This is a genomic window from Flavobacterium sp. 11 (assembly GCF_002754315.1).
Lineage (GTDB): Bacteria > Bacteroidota > Bacteroidia > Flavobacteriales > Flavobacteriaceae > Flavobacterium > Flavobacterium algoritolerans.
This window is the reverse complement of sequence record NZ_PEFE01000001.1, coordinates 2,721,396-2,742,705: the sequence shown is the minus strand read 5'-3', so window position 1 is coordinate 2,742,705 and position 21,310 is coordinate 2,721,396. Positions and strand designations below refer to the sequence as shown.

General features: G+C 33.6%; 18 protein-coding genes and 1 pseudogene. 11 read left to right on the top strand and 8 right to left on the bottom strand.

The annotated features are described in order from the left end of the window. Positions 1-193: 193 nt before the first annotated feature. Both CLV00_RS11945 and CLV00_RS11940 read left to right on the top strand, forming a co-directional pair. On the top strand, positions 194-757 hold the full coding sequence (locus tag CLV00_RS11945) for a helix-turn-helix domain-containing protein (protein WP_225872934.1): 564 nt from the start codon (positions 194-196) through the stop codon (positions 755-757). After that, entirely contained in the window at positions 754-1,896 is a 1,143-nt protein-coding gene (locus CLV00_RS11940) for a site-specific integrase (RefSeq protein WP_099715403.1), read from the top strand. Before CLV00_RS11945 ends, CLV00_RS11940 begins: the two co-directional genes overlap by 4 nt. Positions 1,897-2,354: 458 nt before the next feature. Here the strand turns inward: CLV00_RS11940 and CLV00_RS11935 are convergent, their stop codons facing one another. The 7 genes from CLV00_RS11935 to CLV00_RS11905 all read right to left on the bottom strand — a co-directional run bounded on the left by CLV00_RS11935 (position 2,355) and on the right by CLV00_RS11905 (position 11,761). Continuing rightward, positions 2,355-3,551 carry a hypothetical protein gene (locus tag CLV00_RS11935; protein ID WP_143394894.1) on the bottom strand — a complete coding sequence of 399 codons (1,197 nt, stop codon included), beginning with the start codon at positions 3,549-3,551 and terminating at the stop codon, positions 2,355-2,357. Next, positions 3,532-4,524 (bottom strand): nucleoid-associated protein, encoded by a 993-nt coding sequence (locus CLV00_RS11930; protein WP_099715401.1) that lies wholly within the window; start codon positions 4,522-4,524, stop codon positions 3,532-3,534. Before CLV00_RS11930 ends, CLV00_RS11935 begins: the two co-directional genes overlap by 20 nt. A gap of 31 nt (positions 4,525-4,555) precedes the next feature. Then, positions 4,556-7,393, bottom strand: coding sequence for a type I restriction endonuclease subunit R (locus CLV00_RS11925; protein WP_099715400.1), 2,838 nt, complete (start codon positions 7,391-7,393; stop codon positions 4,556-4,558). Between the two features lie 40 nt (positions 7,394-7,433). Continuing rightward, a complete protein-coding gene (locus tag CLV00_RS11920) occupies positions 7,434-8,738 on the bottom strand; it encodes a Fic family protein (protein ID WP_099715399.1) in 1,305 nt (434 codons plus the stop codon). Between the two features lie 158 nt (positions 8,739-8,896). After that, positions 8,897-9,088 (bottom strand): hypothetical protein, encoded by a 192-nt coding sequence (locus CLV00_RS11915; protein WP_099715398.1) that lies wholly within the window; start codon positions 9,086-9,088, stop codon positions 8,897-8,899. 11 nt (positions 9,089-9,099) lie between these two features. Further along, a complete protein-coding gene (locus CLV00_RS11910; protein ID WP_099715397.1) occupies positions 9,100-10,167 on the bottom strand; it encodes a restriction endonuclease subunit S in 1,068 nt (355 codons plus the stop codon). A gap of 1 nt (position 10,168) precedes the next feature. Next, positions 10,169-11,761 carry a type I restriction-modification system subunit M gene (locus tag CLV00_RS11905; RefSeq protein ID WP_099715396.1) on the bottom strand — a complete coding sequence of 531 codons (1,593 nt, stop codon included), beginning with the start codon at positions 11,759-11,761 and terminating at the stop codon, positions 10,169-10,171. Between the two features lie 835 nt (positions 11,762-12,596). Between CLV00_RS11905 and CLV00_RS11900 the strand changes: the two genes are divergently transcribed. The 8 genes and pseudogenes from CLV00_RS11900 to istB all read left to right on the top strand — a co-directional run bounded on the left by CLV00_RS11900 (position 12,597) and on the right by istB (position 18,779). After that, positions 12,597-12,974, top strand: coding sequence for a single-stranded DNA-binding protein (locus CLV00_RS11900; protein ID WP_099715395.1), 378 nt, complete (start codon positions 12,597-12,599; stop codon positions 12,972-12,974). A 45-nt stretch (positions 12,975-13,019) separates the two neighbouring features. Beyond that, entirely contained in the window at positions 13,020-14,093 is a 1,074-nt protein-coding gene (locus CLV00_RS11895; RefSeq protein WP_099715394.1) for a DUF932 domain-containing protein, read from the top strand. Between the two features lie 93 nt (positions 14,094-14,186). Continuing rightward, complete coding sequence (locus CLV00_RS11890; RefSeq protein ID WP_099715393.1) at positions 14,187-14,723, top strand: PRTRC system protein E; 537 nt, start codon at positions 14,187-14,189, stop codon at positions 14,721-14,723. Between the two features lie 17 nt (positions 14,724-14,740). Further along, the gene (locus CLV00_RS11885; RefSeq protein WP_099715392.1) at positions 14,741-14,959 is read left to right on the top strand and encodes a PRTRC system protein C; all 219 of its coding nucleotides are present in this window, start codon (positions 14,741-14,743) and stop codon (positions 14,957-14,959) included. A 17-nt stretch (positions 14,960-14,976) separates the two neighbouring features. After that, entirely contained in the window at positions 14,977-16,152 is a 1,176-nt protein-coding gene (locus CLV00_RS11880; RefSeq protein WP_099715391.1) for a hypothetical protein, read from the top strand. Then, a pseudogene (locus tag CLV00_RS11875) lies at positions 16,149-16,295 on the top strand (PRTRC system protein B); the annotation flags it as partial. The gene CLV00_RS11880 and the pseudogene CLV00_RS11875, both read left to right, overlap by 4 nt. Positions 16,296-16,476: 181 nt before the next feature. Further along, a complete protein-coding gene (istA, locus tag CLV00_RS11870) occupies positions 16,477-18,024 on the top strand; it encodes an IS21 family transposase (RefSeq protein WP_099713508.1) in 1,548 nt (515 codons plus the stop codon). Between the two features lie 17 nt (positions 18,025-18,041). Continuing rightward, positions 18,042-18,779, top strand: a complete 738-nt coding sequence (gene istB, locus CLV00_RS11865; RefSeq protein ID WP_099713507.1) for an IS21-like element helper ATPase IstB — start codon at positions 18,042-18,044, stop codon at positions 18,777-18,779. A 210-nt stretch (positions 18,780-18,989) separates the two neighbouring features. Here istB and CLV00_RS11860 read toward each other — a convergent pair whose 3' ends face one another. Next, complete coding sequence (locus CLV00_RS11860) at positions 18,990-20,186, bottom strand: di-heme oxidoredictase family protein (protein ID WP_099715390.1); 1,197 nt, start codon at positions 20,184-20,186, stop codon at positions 18,990-18,992. A gap of 741 nt (positions 20,187-20,927) precedes the next feature. Between CLV00_RS11860 and CLV00_RS11850 the strand changes: the two genes are divergently transcribed. Next, positions 20,928-21,248 carry a DUF6660 family protein gene (locus CLV00_RS11850; protein ID WP_369800940.1) on the top strand — a complete coding sequence of 107 codons (321 nt, stop codon included), beginning with the start codon at positions 20,928-20,930 and terminating at the stop codon, positions 21,246-21,248. The last annotated feature ends 62 nt before the right edge of the window (positions 21,249-21,310 follow it).

Below are 21,310 nucleotides of genomic sequence, written 5' to 3'. Positions count from 1 at the left end.
TTAAAATGTCATAAAACGGCATTTTAACTGGGATTCTTCTTTCTGTTTATTTAGCTTTATTTGCAGATAGTTTGTTCCTTTTTGTACCATTATTGTACCACGAAAATAATTTTCCTTGTTGGATTTTTTTTTGGCGAAATTATGACACACAGAGAGACACATAGACACAATGGGACACAAAATTAGTCACATTATGAGTTCTAACATTGAGGTTATCAGAATTTGTGAGCACTGCAAAAAACAGTTCACAGCCAGAACAACGCGCACACGGTATTGTTCGCACATTTGCAACAGCCGTGGTTATAAATCACTGGTACGCAAAGGAAAAGTAGAAAAAAGCAATAACGAGATCGTTCAGCTTTTAAACACAGATTTGGAAAAAATAAAGCCTCTTGAGTTTTTAAAAATTACTCAGGCAACCCTTCTTTTTGGAATCAGCAGAAGTACGCTTTACAGGTTAGTTAACAATGGACAGCTGGACATTGCAAAGTTTGGCAAACGAACTGTTATCCGCAGATGCGATCTTGAAGCTTTTTTTGCAATTCCTATACAGGATGTGACCTTGAAAACTGGACAGCAATTTCCTGGTTTTGACAATTGCTATACTATAACGGAAATTCAACAGAAGTATAATATTTCTTCAGGAGCGCTCTATCTATTGATTCAACGGCAGGGTATAGTAAAATATTCCGTTGGAAAATTCACCTGTGTATCCAAACAGGATATTGATATAATTTTTAATGCTGCGGGAAGATGAAAAATATAAATGTTACGCTAAGAAAAAGGATGCTGCCAAGTGGTAAGATTACACTATATCTTGATTTTTTCCCTCCGGTTTACAATCCTAAGACTCATAAACTTTACCGTAGGGAGTATTTAAGTTTATACCTCGTTCCTAAACCAAAAAATAATGTTGACAAGACTATGAATTCTGAGAATCTCTATAAAGCTGAAATTATCTGTGCAAATAGGTTTAATGAAGTAAATAAGTCACAGATCTACAATCCTTTTGAGTTAGAGCAACTTCGTCTTAAAGAGATTGGCGAAAAATCATTTCTGCAGTATCTCAAGCTTGTTGCAGAGCATAAAACGGGTAATAACGGTGATATCTGGACTTATGCCATTATCCACTTTGAAAATTTTCTTAAAAATGAGGATTTACTGATACAGGATATCGATGTGACTGTTATAGAAGATTTTAGGGAGTATCTCTTAAAGGCAAAATGTATCAGGAAAAAGGGTAAGTTTTTAGCTCAGAATACAGCTTTAACTTATTTCAATAAGATCAAAGCTACTCTTCGAAAAGCTTACAAAAAAGGATTACTTCAAACGGATGTTAATGCTGCGGTTGAAAGCATAAAGGAACAAGAGTCTCAAAGGAATTTTCTAACCATGGAAGAAGCTGTAAGGCTATTTAAAACCCCTTGTAAAAAGGAAATTGTAAAACGTGTCAGTCTTTTTTCTCTGCTCACAGGCATGCGCTATTCCGATATATCAAAACTTACATGGGAAGAAGTACAATACAGTAAAAGTGAAGGATATTACATAAGATTTAAGCAGCAAAAAACTGATCGACCAGTAACCCTTCCTATATCCCCCGAAGCATTCGAGTTTTTAGGTGAAAAAGTGGATCAATATAAGAGAGTCTTTTATGATTTAAAAAAATGGGATGTTGACCGGTTGCTGCCTATATGGGTTAACGACGCATCAATTGAGAAACATATTACATTTCATTGCTTTCGTCATACGTATGCAACATTGCAGATGGCAGCAGGTACCGACATTTTTACGGTATCGAAAATGCTGGGGCACAAAAACATAAAGACAACGCAGATATATACAAAAATCATCGATGAGAAAAAAAGAGAAACAACTAATAAAATTTCATTTAAATAATTTTTTTTAAAACTGGTTAAAAAAAGAAAATGAATTCTTAGCTTTTACTTTAAAGTGGCTTTGAAAGCCACTTTAAAGTCGAAGGCAAATGGTTTATATTGCAGATTTTTTATAAAAACGGACAAAATGCTGCGAGCGAGGATTTAAAGACTACATTTTTTTCTTGCAGGCTTTTTTATTTTTCCCGCAACTATCAAAATTTTTAAAAGTGCTCAAAATTTAAATGGCAGTATCGTAGCATTTTACCATTTAAACAAAAAAATATCTAAATTTTCTTACAAAATAAATTAAACCACTGATTTAAAATATATAAACTAGACCAACGACTTAACTGAAGAACGTCATAATTATATATTTATAATTTAAAAAATTAAATTATGATAGAAACTATAATACCATTCAACGAAGCAAAATATGAGTGCTATAGTCATTAGCACTTTGTATCTAATAAAAACCTTTTACAAATAAATACTTATATCTAAGAATATATAAGAAAACACAATAACTGTTAGGGCAAATATTGATATTGTAACTCCTTTCACTATCAGTAATTTATTTCGTTGTTTTTTTATAGAAACCTTTTTAAGACTTTCTAATTTTTCTTTAATAGGCTTAAGCACAATAACTGTACTAATCAGATTAATAAATTCGTCAATATCTTCTTCAATTGCATCTATTGATTCTTTAATATTTTTTAGTAAAATGTACCATATCAAAACAAAAAAAAGAATTGATAATATTAGAATTATGACGTTTTTGAATATTAACAAACCGCTATAGTCAAAGTAATTCAATAATAAAATAAAGCCTATTGGGATTCCAAAAATATATCCTGATACTTTACTTATTGAATCATAGATACGATCTAATAATTTCTGAAAATGTTCATTTGAAGATGTTTTAATTTTCTCAAATGAAAAACCAGCCAGATATAATTTATAGCTTTTATTATAAGAATTTAGAATAGTTTTCCAATTTTTAACAATTGTCAAATAATCACTTGAATTGCACTCTATAAAATTCACCAATTCATTTACAAATAATTCCTTTTTGTCTTTATGACTTATCGGGTCTAAAAATTCCTTTTTTAATTCCTGAAATCCTTCTAATTCAGAAAAAAAATCTAAATCTTGAATTGAATATTTTATATCAATTTCAACAATACTATTTGAAATCCTGTAAAAATAATATTTCAGCTGATTTCCTATTAGATGATGAGTATGAGATAATGAATTTAAAAAATCAATAAGTTCGATGTTTTTATTGTAGTTATTAACTATTTCATTTACAACTGCTGATTCTTCTGAATAATAATCATTTTCAGCAATGTAGAATAACTCACTTTTTAATTTAAACTTATTACCATTTAGAAAATCATTTACCGTTTCAAAATAGCAATTAATATTCCCTGTTCTTATGTCCAAATAAACTTGTTGGTTGATAAAATTAGGAATGTCCTCCTTCATTATACTCTTCATTTCATTTGGTTCACCAACGCTTAGTATATCGATTATTTCACTATCAAGCAATGAATCAAAATATTCAATATTTGTTTCAGTAATAACAAGGAAACCTATTGTAGAAATTGAATCAGCACTTTGTAAATCTATAAGTCTTCTAACCTGAACTAAACTATCAAGAAGTTTTTTCATCATCAAAAGCTAATTTTATCAATTCATCTGGAACATCGTTGATAATAATTTGATTACCTATGTGTGTTATTTTATTTGTTTTAATCAATGATTTATCAAAAAACAACGTATATCCTTTTTCAACAATTTTAGTTCTAACAAAAGAATCAAAATCAGTTTTTCTATGAATAGCAATTTTACCACTAACTTCTAGTTCTTTTTCTTTTATGAAATCTAAAAAAGCCTTTGGTTCTTGGTCATTAATAAGAGAGGAAATAGACTCTAATTCAGCATCTTTTTTTTGATCAAAACAAACATCGAAATAGGCTTTAAATTTGTCTTTAATTTTATCTTTTTCTAATGCTTTTATATTTTTTTCAATAAAATATCTATTTGTAGCATCCTTTAGCTTATCAAAATTTTCTTTTGAAGAAGTAATGTCAGTAGAGCCAATAAATTTAATAAAGTAATTGGAAACTGCTCTTGTTCCTTTAATAAACGATAGGTATAAAATATCTTTATCTTGCCATCTTTTAATATTTAATCTATTAGCTCTGGCTAATTTTTCAACATCAAGAGTCATCAATTTTTCAATATCTAAATTTTCGTCATCCACTGTGAATTGTGCAGCTTTATCAAGCATTGCTGTAATCAAAAAATCAACATTTTTCTCAGTATAATGCACAAAAACGACATATCCTCCTGTTGTTGTTGGTATATCTATCGCTCTTTCCAGAATTTTCATTGATTCTTGAGTAAAAGCCAAGAAATCTCCATCATTTAGATAAGATTCAACCTTTTTTTGAAATGGATAATTATCAGGATCGTCTTGAAAAGTTCCTTGAGTTGGATTTTTTGAACTGTAGTTTTTAATTAATTTTGTTACAAATTCATTGACAGTTGCATTAATGGGTAACAACTTATCAGAGCATTTTAAAGATGCTTTTCCTTTTAGTTCTTTTATTATATGGTGAAATACTATATTTACTACTGTCATAAATTTTTATTTTACACAATCAAATTAAATATTAATCATTAAAAAACGTGTCGATAAAAGTAAGAAATTTATTTAGAATAGTATCACCTACTTTTGATCTTTGTAAAATAGAGGGTTGATGTTCTAATACTTCCACTACTTCTTGTTTGGTGGGGATTCTTTGGGTGAATAAATAATCTTCTGTTAGTTTTTTTAGCTTGTCCGCATTTATCTTTTCATCTTGTACAAATTGATTGAAGGCTTTTTGCTGTTCTTCGATCATAAATGCTGCATAACCTTCCTCTATTGAAGCATCTTCAAGTAATGGCAAGTTTTCTTCAATGAAACGTTCTATCAATTCGCGTTTGCTGCGCAGTTTGACATCTCCTGCAACGATATCTAGTATTTCTTTTTGTCTGCGTTCTTTTTCCTCTGGGTTTGTTGCTTTTAACTTGGCTAATAATCCTAAAATATAGGTTACTGTAATATCATCACGATGAATCAATTCTAGTTCAAAATCGACTTCGTTAAGTATGGAGGTTTTTTCTTTTTTACCTTTATCAGATAACTCCAAGTATTTCGATTTATAGTTATCAAATTCTTGTTCTCCTAAAACAATATCGTCAAAAGTAAAATCTACAAATGATGCAATTATGTTTTTTAACCGGATAATTTCACGAAACGCTTTTACAAATTCTAGCTCTTCGTCTTCGGTATATAAATCATCAACTGATTCAAAAGTTGGAGTAATTGCTGTTAAATTATCGTAAGCTTCATTAATTTCTTTAACGTAGGTTTCGTATGGTTTTAAGATGATAATTTCTTTAGCCTTTTTATCTGAAAATAAGGCAATGGCATCATCAGTGGCTTTTTTAAGATTCCTAAATACGACAATATTTCCTTGTGATTTTTTATCACCAAGAATTCTATTGGTTCTGGAATAGGCTTGAATTAAACCGTGGTATTTTAAATTTTTATCTACAAATAGGGTATTCAATGATTTACTATCAAATCCTGTTAGGAACATATTAACCACAAATAAAATATCTACTTGTTTAGAACGTACTCGTTGTGCTATGTCTTTGTAATAATTGTAAAAGGATTGACTGTCTTTTGTAGTCCAATTGGTTTTAAAGGTTTTGTTGTAATTTTCTATATAACTTTCTAGCTTATCTCTTTTATGATAGGCATTATAAACTTCTTCCTTTTCTGCTACCTCATTAAAATCTTTACTATCATAATCGTCTGTATCGCTAATCATTTCGTCATTGGCACCGAAACTAAAAATTGTAGCCATCTTTAAATCATGTTTACCCTCTTCTTTTAATTTAAGGAATAGATCATAATATTTAATCAGCATGTCTACGCTACTCACGCAAAACATAGCCGTAAACGTTTTGTTTTGCGTTTTAATGGGATGTTGCTGAATGATATAATTGGTAATCTTTTCAATGCGGTCTTTGCTTTGTAATAATTCTTGGGTATCAATTGCTTCTACTTCAATGTCAATTTCATTTTGCGAATTCTCACGCTCTTTATACTTCCCTACATACTCCACAGAGAAACGCAATACATTGTCATCTTTTATCGCATCGGTAATAACGTAACTATGCAATTGCTCACCAAATAAGCTTGCCGTGGTTTGGTTTTGCTTGTTTTTAGACGAGGCATTTTCTGCAAAAATAGGTGTACCGGTAAACCCAAACATTTGATAGTTTTCAAAATATTGGGTTATCTTTTTATGCGTATCTCCAAATTGAGAGCGGTGGCATTCATCAAAAATAAAGACAATTTTTTTGTCTTTTAGATCGTCCATTGTTTTAAGATGGTGTTCTCTCGTAATAGCATTGTACAATTTTTGAATCGTTGTTACAATAAGCTTGCTATTGCTGTCTTTGAACTGTCGTACTAAGTTGGCAGTATTATTAGTTGGGTCAATACAATCTGGTTTGAAGGCATTGAATTCTTTAGCCGTTTGGTAATCTAAATCTTGTCTGTCTACACAAAAAACTACTTTATCCACCTTTGGTAATTGTGACAAAATTTGACTGGCTTTGAACGAAGTTAATGTTTTACCTGAACCTGTAGTGTGCCATATATAACCGTTGTGGTTGCTGTTTTTTACCTTGTCAATAATACGTTCTACGGCATTAAATTGATACGGACGCAATACCATCAACATTTTATCAGAATCATGCAATACGGTGTATTTCGTAATCATTTTAGATAAATGACATTTCTCTAAAAAGGTATTGGCAAAATCCTCTAATTTAGAAATACGTTTGTTGTTTTCGTCTGTCCAAAAGAAGGTTTGTTTGAAATCGGGTTTTTTGTTTCCGAAATTGCTGAAGTATTTAGTATTTACGCCGGTACTAATTACAAATAATTGCACATAATTAAACAACCCAGTATTGGCTGAGAAAGAGTGTTTTTGGTAGCGGTTGATTTGATTGTAGGCTTCTTTTAATTCTAAGCCCGTCTTCTTTAATTCTATTTGCACTAAGGGCAAACCGTTAATTAAAATGGTTACGTCATAACGGTTTTTATACGTCCCTTCAACCGTGATTTGATTGGTTACTTGATATTGATTTTGACACCAGAAATCCATATTTAAGAACTCCACATAAACCAATTCGTTATTGTCATTTTTGAAAGCAAACTTATCGCGTAGCAATAACGCCTTTTCAAAAACATTGTTAGACTTGGTTAAGTGGTTTAGTATTTGCTTAAAATCCGAATTAGAAAACACTTTGTTGTTGTGTTTTTCTAATTGCTTTTTAAGATTGACTAGTAAATTATTTTCATCTTTAATAGTTACTTTATCGTATCCATTTGAAGCTAATTGGTTTACTAGATTTTGCTCTAAAATTAATTCGGATTGTGATGTCATGTTATATTAATAGTTCGAGATTCTTTACAAATCTCGAAGTTTATTTAATTTTATATTTGGTTAATAATACTAAGAATTTTTCAGAACGCACAAAGTTTTGTTTCACTTTATTGACTTGAATTATATCTAAAAAGTCAAGATTTACGAGACCTAACAAATCAGTTCGTGCTGTAAAATTTGATATTAAAAATCTATTCTCTACTTCTTTTACAGTAAAAATACTTTCTGGTTCATCGTATAGTATTTTTAATAATTGCGCTTGACGTTCATTAACATTTGGAATTCTAACAAAACTTGCAATTTGTAAATTTTCTTTTTGTTTCAGTTGAATATATTCTTTTAATGCTTCGAACGATTTGTCCATCACCTTTAAATGATAGGTCATAAAGTAAGTCAAATCATTGGCATCTGCTTCGGTATATAAATAGGCTTTCTCGTACTGATTTTTAGTATCCTGAATAATCTTTGAAATAGATAAATACTCTGTAAGCCAATATCCTTTTTTTAATAAATACCAGTAAAACAAGGCACGCGCCGTTCTACCATTTCCATCTGTAAAAGGGTGAATGTAACCAATCATAAAATGAATAGTAGTTGCTTTAAGGATAGGGTGCATAAAAGTTTCTTTACTATCAGCATTAAAAAAGTCACATAAGTCTTTAATTAATATTTCCAGTTCTTTATGGCTAGGAGGTGTATGCACGACTTCGCCATCAATATGATTGACAACTTGTACATCATCAGATATTCTAAATGCGCCTTCCTCTTTTTTATCGTCTAATGTATCACAAGCAATTAGTCCGTGAACGTATAACAATTTTTCAGGGGTTAAATCGTCATTGCGATTTTGTGTGATGTGTTTGATTGTAACATAATTATTTACAATCATTTGTTCTGACTTGGTCTTTGGTTTTACTTCTTTACGAAGCATTTCTTTAGCTTTTTTACGGGTAGTATTGGCTCCTTCTATCTGGCTACTAGAGATAGCTTCTTCCATAATAGCACTTACCAAATATCTAGTTTTATCAGCATCTGGAACAACATTATTTGCTCCCATATAACCACCGATATTCATATCAAAATAGTGAAGTATTTTTTGAATATAATCAGTAGTCACATAATTAAATTGATAACTACCAAAAGAGATATTTTTGTAATTTACCGCTCTTGCCATTTTTACGGCAGACCAAAGTTGTATAGGATCTAAATCTAATATTTTTTTATATTTTACTTTATCCCAATATAAATACTCGTTATTAATTTCTTTTATCTTAACAACCACATCTGGTTTATTTGCCAGTGCAAATATTTTTTGATTAAAAATCATTTTCGGTGCATCTTCCATCTTAACAGTATTATTAAAGAGTTCAAATATAGTAAATACTTCGAGATTATTGATAAATCTCGAAGTATTTACACAAACATTTGCTGCAACAATACATTTTTATCATCCAATTTTTCAATTAGATTTTATTCTAATAGTATTTCGGATTAGGATATCATTTATTTATCATCGTATTTAACCATAGCCTGAGCAAAATATTTAAATACTGTCAATTTTCCAGAATCTACAGCCAATGAAATTCCTCCTAATGGAAGATATCCCTCTTTAATCTTGTTTAAAACCTCAATTACTAGAAACTCTTTTGATTCCATTTCTAAAATAATGTAATCGATAATTTTTTTATTTTCCATAGTGTTTTTATTTACACAAACATTTGCTGTAACAATCCTTTTTTATATTCTTGGGTATCTTGTATTTGATTGGAAACTAATGCTATTTTTTCATCAATTGCCGAAAGGAAATTAGCTATTTTGGTTTGTTCAGCAACTGAAGGGACGTTTATTAAAATTTGTTCAATTGTACTTTTAGACAAACTTGGTACACCGGAAGCTTCATTATGTTGTTTCCAATTTATACTTTGAAAAACATAATAAACAAATTTTGGTATTGATTCTATAAAAGTATGAGTATAAAATAAAGTATCTACAGTCCAAATATCTCCATTATAATACATTGGTTTATCAATTGTACCTTTACGTCCAATGCAAACAGTTTCGCCTTGATGTAAAAAACTATCTACAAATGTCATTAAACCACCTGTACCAAAAACAGGTACATTTCCATAATTCAAATGTTTATAATCTCTACCACTACCAATTGTAAGTATATTTCCGATACTTTTCTCTTCCCAATCCTCAAAATCCTCACCATTATCATCTTTAAACCTGATTTCTTGGTTGAAGATTTTTTGCATGATACCTTTTTTGTAGTCTTCTAAAAGGGCTTTTTTTTCTTTTAAAAGGTTTAGTTTTTCATCTACTGATGAAAGGAAATTGGCAATACGGGTTTGTTCTTCAATTAGCGGTAATTTAATTTCAATTTTTTCAATTGTACTTTTAGATAAACTTGGCACGCCCGAAGCTTCATTGTATTCTTTCCAATTAATTCTTTGAAAAAGATTATATATAAATTTAGGTGTTGAATTGATAAATTTATTAGTGTAAAATAATGTATCTACTGTCCATATCTTTCCATCAAAATACATAGGTTTATCTATCGTTCCTTTTCTTCCAATACAAACTGTTTCACCATCGTATAAAAAATCATTAACATAATTCATTAAACCTCCTGTACCAAAAACAGGAACATTTCCTTTCTCTAAATGTTTATAGTCTCTACCGCTGCCAATTGACAATACTTCTTTAATCAATTTCTTATTCCAATCTCCTTTAAACTCTGGAAACCTTAATTTTGGTTGTACTATTTCCATATTAAAAAGGGGTTTTAATTTGGAGTTCACTACAAAAGGCAGCAATGGTTTTGTCTACTTCATTCATTTTTAAATCAATGCTTTGCAATTGATCAGCCACCGCATTTAGATCAATAGCGATCGCTTCTTCAAATGTGTTTACATACCGTGGAATGTTCAGGTTGTAATCATTAGCTTTTACCTCTTCGAGAGTTGCTACGTTAGAATATTTGTCTATTACGGTCCTGTTTTGATAGGTTTCAATAATTTTATCAATGTCAAATTCACGTAGTACGTTTTGATTTTTTACTTTTTCAAAATCATTACTGGCATCAATGAATAAAATGTTTTCTGGCGTTTCTTTGCATTTCTTCAAGACCAAAATACAGGTTGGAATACTCGTGCCATAAAACAAGTTAGACGGTAAACCAATAATGGCATCAATGTAGTTGCAATCTTCAATTAAATACTTCCTAATATGTCCTTCGGCAGCACCTCGAAACAATACGCCATGCGGCGCAATACAGGCCATAATACCGCTATCGTCTAACTGATGCACCATGTGTTGGATAAAAGCAAAATCAGCTTTGGTTCCAGGTGCCAGTCTGCCGTATTGCGAAAATCGCTCGTCATTTGTAAAAATAGGATTTGCAGACCACTTTGCTGAGAATGGTGGATTGGCTACAATGGCATCAAACTTAAAATCCAAGTGTTGCGGTTTTTCGAGCGTGTCTTCGTTTTTAATATCGAACTTATGATAATTCACATCGTGCAAAATCATGTTCATTCGCGCTAAGTTGTAGGTGGTACGGTTTTGTTCTTGACCGTAAAAATGTCCTACTTCTTCTACCTCTCGTGCCACACGAAGTAAAAGCGAACCGGATCCACATGTTGGGTCATAAACTGATTTTAACTTGCTTTTGCGAGTAGTCACAATTTTGGCCAAGATACTCGATACTTGTTGCGGTGTGTAAAATTCTCCTGCTTTTTGTCCGGCACCTGCTGCAAATTGTGCAATCAAATACTCATAAGCATCACCCAAAACATCACCTTCGGTATTGTCTAAATCGAAATCAATTTCGTCCAATGCTGTAAGTATTTTTACAATGACATCGTTACGGTCTTTGGTGGTACGACCTATTTTAGTAGAGTTTAAATCGATATCATAGAATAGGTTGTCAAAATCGTCTTGACTATCAGAACCCATGGTACTTTTTTCGATAGAGTTCAAAACGTTGGCTAAATCTTCGAGAATAAAAGTGCTTTGAATTTGCTCTTCATCGTCTTGATTAATAACCTTTGCATTTCCTTTTTTTGCAAGATTTGTAAACAGTTCGGATGGTTTTAGAAAATATCCTAGTGCTTCAACAATGGCTTCTTTTAACGCTTCTAAAACAGCTTTACCATCACTACTATTTTCGTCAATAGTATTAAACACGATTCCATCTGGCTTTAGGAACTCATTGGCTTTTTTTTCTAATTTTTCCGAAAGGTATTTGTAGAAAATAAAACCTAATATGTAGTCTTGAAATTGATTGGCTGATATTTTACCTCTTAGGATATTGGCAATCGCCCATAATTGGGTTTCTAAGAGTTTCTTTTGTTCGTCTGACATTGTGTTTTTTTGACTTTTTTTGAATATTGGCTAAAGTAGTTATAAACTTATATACGGTAAAAACTTATTTTTCAATTTTCTTATAAAATCCTGCATACAATTTCATACGATTTTATGCCAAAAAATGCTGGTCAATTTAACCGGTTTTCTACCCAAGAATCAAACTTATTTTTAGACAGGTAACGATGGAAAATTCATAAAAATAGGGCTTGATAAACACTCTTTCAATCCCTCATATTAAATCTTCCATGTCCTCGTTGCGCTACCGCTCCTATTCCAAATCAATTACAATCTTTTCCCACGTCACCTTAGATCATTTTATGAATACCTTATTATTTCAAAGCTCAGCCATAATGGTAAAATAATTAATGCGGCTTATAGATTGAATATGATGAATCCAATGGATGGGTCTGTAATTGAGTTAGGATATTTAATCCTTTGTCAAATTTTAATCTCATTTGCATTTGAGTAATACAAATCATCATTACTTCCCCTTCATTTTTATATTCAAAAACCAGTATGCTTTTGTCTTATTTCAAGAGCAAAGGTAACTCCGTGTTCTTTACGCAATAGCAAGGCCTGGTCCTTCAGATTTGCCAAAAAATCTCCACCCATCCAGGTTGTATTTTTTATCAAAGCCTTGCTATTGCTAAACACTCACCTTTTTATGCTCATGAAACAAAACATAGCATACTCCGGCTCTTTAGACGAATAAAAAAAATGTCAGCAATGAGAAATAAAATATTACAAATGGATTTGATGAAACAAAACAGCACCTCCTCACATTGCCGAATAAAATTTCAAAAAAAATTAATCACTAAAAATCGTAGAAATTATGAACATCACAGGAAGAGTGACAGCGGATGCGCAGGTACGCAACGTGTCCAACAGCAAAACAGTAGTAAACTTTTCGGTAGCCATCAACGACAGCTACAAAAACAAAGCGGGTGAGCGCATAGAGCAGACAACGTATTTCGACTGCGCCTATTGGCTTAGTCCAAAAGTAGCGCAGATACTCACAAAAGGCACGGTGGTAGAACTGACAGGCAAAGTGAGTGCAAGAGCGTGGACAGGCAGTGACGGACAACCACACGCAGGACTGAACTTCAACACCTCGCAAATCAAGCTTCACGGGGGCGGTAAGAAAACCGAAGCGGAACAGGCTTCTACAGGAAACAACAATGACGATACAAAGGACGACCTCCCGTTTTAACAACGAGCATCTAAATAATTTTTAACAATTTAGAATTTTAAAATCATGGCACATAATATCAATTTTAACAGCGAAACAGGACGTTATTCATTCTTTAGCGTAAAAGAAAAAGCATGGCACGGATTGGGGCAGATTGTGGAGCAATACCCAACAAGCGGAGAAGCGATAAAACATGCAGGATTAGACTATGAAGTAGCTAAAAGCCCCCTATTTACAAAAGGTTCCGGCATTATCGAAACGGCTAACGGCATAGAGATAGGCAACAGCGAATTGGAAGTACCTAACTATTTCGCCAACATACGCACCGATAACAATGCTGTATTGGGAGTAGTCGGCAAGGATTACCACATTGTACAAAACCGTGAAGCGTTCAATTTCTTCGATGCCATTGTAGGCGGTGACGAAGGCATATTATATGAAACCGCAGGAGCATTGGGCAACGGGGAGCGCATTTTTATCACCGCAAAACTGCCCGACTACATCCGAGTAGGCAATGGAGACGATGTTACCGAAAAGTACATTTTTTTGACTACTTCGCACGATGGCAGCGGAAGCATTACCGCAGCATTTACACCTATCCGAATCGTATGCCAAAACACCCTTAATGCTTCGCTTCGTTCGATGAGTAACGTGGTACGCATCAAACATACTTCGGGAGCAAAACAGCGTTTGGATGATGCTCACAAGGTTATGGGATTGGCAAATACACTGAGCAACCAATTAGAGGGCATATTCAACCAATGGGCTAAAGTAAAGGTAACTGACCAAGAGGTAAAAAAGCTAATCCAATTATCGCTTTGTCCAAATAAGGAAACATTTGATTTATTGAAAAAAGGTGCGGAAGATGAAGTTTCCACCTTGTTCAAAAACACAGTAGAAGATGCTTTTACCTACGCTATGCTTAGTGATACACAGCAGATGGAAACAACCAAAGGTACTTTGTTTGGAGCGTATAACGCCGTGACAGGATACTATCAGAATGTACGCAATTACAAAGATAATGAAGCCAAGCTACAGAGTATTGTAATGGGTGGTACGGCACAGCTAAAAACCCAAAAGGCTTTTGAACTGTGTACCTCTTTTGCAACAGAAGGAGCGGAAATCTTAAACCTTAATTAAATACCCTTAGGCTACCGTCTTAAATGGTGGTAGCCTTTAAAAAACTTTATAATGTGAAGACATTAAAAAAATGGACAATTAAATTTTAGAACGATGAACACAAATTTTTTCAATCAGATAGCACAAATGGACATACAAGGAGATTTGCACCTAACCATAGCAAAGGGAGCAGAAAACAACCTTATTGTATCGGTTATTCTCCAAAACGAACAATGCGGAGATACTGCAAAACAACTGATACCTCCGCTTAATTTAAGGGGAACAGCAGATGAATTGGATGAGGGATTTTTTCAGCAGATAGCAACACCTTTACAAACCGCTTCGGGTTTAATGGTAAATATGGAAGCCTTTATGAAACAGTTGGAAGAAGCTAAAAAGCAATCGGCAATGGAAAAGGAAAAAGGCGAAAAAGAGAAAAAGGAACAGGAAGCCAAAGACAAGAAATTTAAAGAGGGAATGGCAAAAGCGGATGAATTGGAAAAAGAAGGCAAATTCCGTGATGCGTGGATGAAAGTACCCGAAATTACCGACTACCCCGAAAAAGCGGACGAGATACGAAAACGCAAATCGGAACTATCAAACCAATTTTCTTCAACAGGTCTGTTTGCGACAGAGCAACCTAATGTTTAATACAAAATCCAAGAGTTATGTTATTAGCAACACAGTTAGAAAGAGTATTTATACTTAAAGATAAAGGACAGGACATCAGACTGACCGACCCCGAACCACGTTGGAGTGTGGAAGCGGTATTGAATTTTTACGCCAATACGTATCCCATACTAACCACGGCAAAAGTATCTGCCCCTATTATCCGTGATGATAGGATAGAATACAAATTGGAAAGCGTAATGGGAACAAAAGGTTAAACCAAAAATTAAAAACGATGAACTATGCAAAGCAATATCCTATCGGGAACTATCAGCATACCCGAACAAAAAACACAACGGCAACTGCACCGACAATTGGGCGAGTTCGCACAATGTATGCAGAGAGCCAAAGACACAAACGAAGTACAGAAAGACAAACAGAAATCCGTACCGATAGCAATGCTGCCAATGGTTTTCTAAAGTGTGCGTTTCTGCCAAAACTCAAAACAGTTCAATCCGTACAAGCTTGTAAGAAAACAGCAAAAATAGAGAGGGATTTTTACAAGTCCCTTTCCCAACTTGCAGAACATTACGGCATTGAACCGTTACAAACGAAAGATTATGGCTATCCCTATAATATAGCTTTGGCTATGTGGGATGCGGAAAACAAGTTAAAAAAGAACAATGTCAATTGGGATAATTTACGTTTGGTACAGGATAGTAAGAAAACATTTTTTACAAGCGAGGAACGATACGGCACAGGTACAACCCTGTACTATATTCCAATTGTTCCACTCTTTCAAATGCTCAATGACCCAAAGCGTAAAAAGACGGCTCAATTGCTCGTTTCGGTTTGCAGTTATCTGTATCATATTGCCGATATACCCTATTACAGACAGGAAAACAGCTATCTGTATTGGATGTACGAAATGATGAACGATTGGATTGAACAGGATGATTATACCGAAGAAACAAATAGCTGTATTGCAGAGATTGTAAAAGCCGAATGGATAGGCGAACGGATAGAACAAAAACTATTCAACCGTATCAATTTACAGATATTTGAACAACGCTTAAGACACTTTAAAAGCCGTGATACATTCGACTTGGAATGTCAAAAAGTGGCTTGCGATGCCTTTGTTCTCTATACGCAATATCCACACGAGAGCATTTTTCGAAACGCTCCAAGACCCGAAGTAGACCCCTATAATGATGAGAATGACTCCGAAACCGTTGGAATGGAAAAGTATATCTCCTTTATAGCAGATACCACAGGTTGGCTGTATGAGAGGCTTACCGACAGCATTAACAATGAGTTTAACGAGTATGGAGCAATGGAAGAACCTACTATTTGCAAACGCTTTGACGGAAGCAACATAACACAAACCAATCTTGATTTTGAGAACCGTTTATTTGCCCTTTTGGATGAACTATGCACACTATTATATGACTATAAAACCTCTAGAAAATGAACAACATAAATGACATAACTGAGAATTTTGGAACGCTTTACCACCCAAAATCCGCATTGGTTTTTTATCAAACCAAAGGAACGAATACCAATATGTACGTGGAGCATTTTGATATGGACAAAAACGGAAATCCTGTCAATGCCTGGAAAAACCGGTCAAATTGACCACCCTATTCCAGTGTAAATTGACCACCAGTTTCGGAGCAAACTGACCACCACTTTCCAGTGCAAATTGACCACCTGATTTTGGGGTACAATTGACCATTAAAAACTACTAACTTTTTCATGTTGTTAGCACCATACATTCGTTAAAAAAATACGGATTATGGCAAACAAAATAACAGACATGAGTAAAATTAGAAAAGCAATTAAATTCTATTGTAACGGCAAGAGTAAGTTGTTTATAAGTAGCTACTTATCCCTTTCTAGGAATACGGTAAAGAAGTATATTTCTTTATTTGAAGTCCTAGGATTAAGTATTGAAGTGATTAATGAAAAAACAGATGCAGAACTGGAACTTTTGTTTTCACACACTACCGTGGAATCAATTAGTCCCAAATTGCAGATACTTCATGATTTTTTTCCTAAAATGGAACGCGAACTAAAAAAAGTTGGTGTTACCGTACAACATATGTGGGAGCAATATATTGCCGTAAACCCTGATGGTTACAGGAGTTCACAATTTGGTCATCATTACAAAACATGGGGTAAACGAGTCAATCCAGTGATGCACATGAATCACAAAGCTGGTGATAAAATGTATGTGGATTATGCAGGAAAAACACTCTCCCTTATTGATAAAGACACGGGAGAAATCAAAGAAGTACAATTTTTTGTAGCCATATTGGGAGCCAGTCAATACACCTATGCCGAAGCTTCTATGAGCCAACAAAAGGAAGATTTTGTTACATCGGTAGAAAATGCCATGCGTTTTTTTGAAGGCACTCCTGCGGCAATTGTCCCCGATAATTTAAAATCTGCAGTGATAAAAAGCAGTCGTTTTGAACCAACAATTAATGAAACCTTGGCTGATTTAGCCGAACATTACGAAACTACTATCTTGCCTGCCAGGGCTTATAAACCAAGAGATAAATCATTGGTTGAAGGAGCTGTCAAGATATTGTACCGAAGGATTTATGTAAATCTAAAAGAAACTAAATTCTTTTCTCTGGAAGAACTAAACCAGCAGGTATGGGATTTACTTGACTCTCATAATGGTAGAAAACTCACAGGACGTCCTTATTCTCGCCTGGAATTATTTTTAGAAGATGAGAAACAAAAACTACGTCCACTACCACAAGAACGTTTTGAAATCAAATACCAATCCTTTGCAACAGTAATGCAAAACGGGCATGTTCAATTAAGTCAAGACAAAAATTACTACAGCGTTCCGTATCAATACGTAAAGAAAAAAGCGAAACTATTGTATACCAAATCAACCGTAGAGATCTATCACAAATACAATCGGGTAGCTGTCCATGCACGAAATTACAAACCTTATGTCTATACCACCACCCCGGAACATTTAGCCAGTACGCATCAATTTGTAGCTCAGTGGAGCGCTGCTCGCTTCATTGATTGGGCTAATAGTATTGATGAGTCAGTAGGAGAATATATTATGCAGATAATCGAAAGTAGAAACCATCCTGAACAGGCCTATAAAAGTTGTTTAGGAATACTAAGCTTCGAGAAAAAGGTAGGGAAAGAGCGATTAATAAATGCCTGCAGGCGGGCACTTGATTTTAAAATTTACAATTTTAAGACCATTCAAAATATTTTAGAAAACAACCTAGACCATATTGATTTTGAACAGGAACCCGAGCAGGAACTCCCGAGTCACGGTAACATAAGAGGAAAACAGTATTATAATTAAATTAAAACCAAGTAATCATGAATGAATCCACAGTAACAAAAATGAAACAAATGAAGCTTTATGGCATGTTCAATGCTTTTAAAACAGCCATTGAAAGCGGAAAAACAGACCATTACACGCTCGATCAGTTTGTATCGATGATTATTGATGCCGAATGGGACGAAAGGCACAATCGTCGTATTCAGCGCAGTATCACCAATGCCCGATTCCATTACAAATCAAATATTGAAAGTATCAATTTTGACCAAACCCGTAATCTTGACCGAAACGTAGTACTGCGTCTGGCAGAATGTGAATTTGTAGAGAAAAACGAAAACATTTTAATCACGGGAAGTACCGGTGTAGGTAAAAGTTATTTAGGTACCGCATTGGGTTACCAAGCCTGCATACAAGGTTTTAAAGTAAGTTATTTTAATACCTCGAAGTTGTTTGCTAAATTAAAAATGGCCAAAGCAGATGGTTCTTACCTACGAGAATTGGCCAAAATAGAACGGCAAGATGTCATTATATTAGACGATTTTGGACTCCAAGCACTAGACAGTCATAACAGAATTACCCTTTTAGAGATCATTGAAGACAGGCATAATAATGGTTCTATAATTGTAACATCACAAATCCCGGTACAAGGCTGGTATGACATCATTGGAGAAAAAACCATAGCTGATGCAATTCTGGATAGACTCATACATCAATCTCACCGACTCGAATTACATGGAGAATCTATGAGAAAGAAAAGAGGAATAAACAAAGGGTAATATTTTAAGTATATTTGAACACTAATTAACAGATGAAAAAAAGTAGTTTTTGATGTAAAATGTAGGTGGTCATTTTGCTCCGGAATTAGGTGGTCATTTTGAATTGGAATCAGGTGCTCACTTTAAATTGGAATTGGGTGGTCAATATCACTGGAATTTGCACTAAACATCCAAAACCACATGTTTTTAAAAATTGTTTTCTGTCCATATTTACAATGATTTTATGAATTTTAGCAAAGCATTTTTATCCGATTCAGAAAGGTTTTGAAAAGCATTTTTACTATTGTTTGCTTCCCCACCGTGCATAGTTATTGCTTCTTCAATACTTCTTGCTCTTCCATCGTGCATCAAGAAAAAGTTACCTCCCTGTGAGTTTTCAGAAAGACCAATTCCCCAAAGTGCGGGTGTTCTCCATTCGAAAGTTTTGGCACTTCCTTCCGTATAACCATCATCTAAACCTGCTCCCATATCATGTAAAAGCAAATCGGTGTACGGTGAAAATGTTTTAAAAGAAAGCGGACTTATTGATGAATATCCTGTGGTTAGTTCCGGTTTATGACAACCTGTACAATTAATTTGTTTAAAAATTCGCTTGCCTTGATTTACAACTTCATCATTTTTATTACGTTGAATTGGTGCTTTTAACACATTCAAATAAAAAACCACATCGTTTACTTTATTGGTGGCCACTTCCGGGTCAATTTCTAAATTGGAATAATGGTCTTTTGGACTGAAAAAAGACGTTATCCCCATATCTTGGTTGTAGGCATTAACGGATTGATGCAATAAATCAAATGCAGATGCTTTTTTGCCAAATCGCCCAATATGCTTTCCGCTTTTTGTAATTGAAGCCGAAGATGGTATAGAATAACTGGGAATTACAATCCAATTTACTGTTCCGGAAATTCCATCCCCATCACTGTCATTTGGATCTGCCATTGTTAATAAATCGGCGTCAGTAACATTTTGTAAAAAGCCTAAACCTGAAAACGCAGGAGGAGTAAATTTAGAAAACGTTGCTCCAACAGGGATTTGCTCTGGCAAGAAACCAGGTAACGCTCTATTTTGCAATTGTGGTCCGCCTTGATTTAAAAATTGATTTCCAGTTTCATCAACCTGACCAAAACGTGTCAATGTAGTAAACAAATGTCCCTTACCGTCCCCAGCGTGACAATTGATACAACTGGTTCCAACAAAAGTTGAACCCAACCCTGTTTCTCTGGTAAAAACCTCATTTACTGCTGCATCGCCTCGCAAAAATTGAGATAATTGTGAACTGGAAAGCCCATCAATTGTTCCGTCTAATAACTCGTCATCAGCAGGAATATCTACATAACTTGTCTCGCAGGATGTTAAACCTATCAATAACAACATGAGAATAAGTATGTGTAAAATTTTATTTTTCATTATTATAAACTTTATTTTTAGACAAAACTAAAAAAATATTTAGAATAATATTATATTTTGAAACATTTAATTTTCAATAGCATAAAAAAAACTATTTTTGCAATCTTGAAACTTACAAACACCATATTGTCAATTATAATTCTGATTCTTTCCTGTATGCCTTGTGCAGATAAGGAACAAGATGTATCGTTTGAAAAAATGACTATAAACAATACTTCAAAGCAACATCACAATAAAGATATTTGCTCCCCTTTATGTGTTTGTAGTTGCTGTGGATGTCAAGGTTACGTTCACAACACTATTTGTTCTTATAATATCTTTTCGGTTAAAACTATAATTGATAAAAATCTTCCTGAATACAAATCAATTATTACTTCCAATTTCTTCGGGAGTATTTGGCTACCCCCACAAATTATTGCTTAATTTTTTTGATGATTAAAAGAATACAATTCTACTGGATAGAGTTAGTTACAAAGTTTTCTTTATTTAAATTAATTACAGTTATAGATATAATAATGGCAAAGCAAAAAACAAAAAGACCGAACAACCCTAAACCTAAATCCAAAAAGCCAATAACGGTATATACTGTTATTCGTACTATAATGATAATACTCGTTTTGTTGCTTTTGTTATTGGGAGTTGCTGCAAAATATTGGTACTACTACAATAAATATTACAAATAATTAATAATCATTATAAATAATTATTAATTATAAAAATAAAAATCTTATTTTTACAGCCTTGAAATTTGCAAACATCATATTGTCAATTATCATCGTAGTTCTTTCCTGTATGCCTTGCGCAGACAAGGAACAAGGTGTTTCATCTGAAAAAGTCACTATAACCAATAGCTCAAAACAGCACCAAGAAAAAGAAGCTTGTTCTCCTTTATGCGTTTGTAACTGTTGTGGTTGCCAAGGTTTCGCCTACAATAGTACAATGTTCAATTTCAATTTTATTGCCGTCAAAAACATAATTGACAAGAAACTACCAAACTACAAATCAATTCTTACTTCCAATTTCTTCGGAAGTATCTGGCAACCGCCTCAAATTAATGCTTAATTTTTTTTTTGATTAATGTTTAAATGAATAGCGATTAATGTCTTGTGCATTAATCACACTAT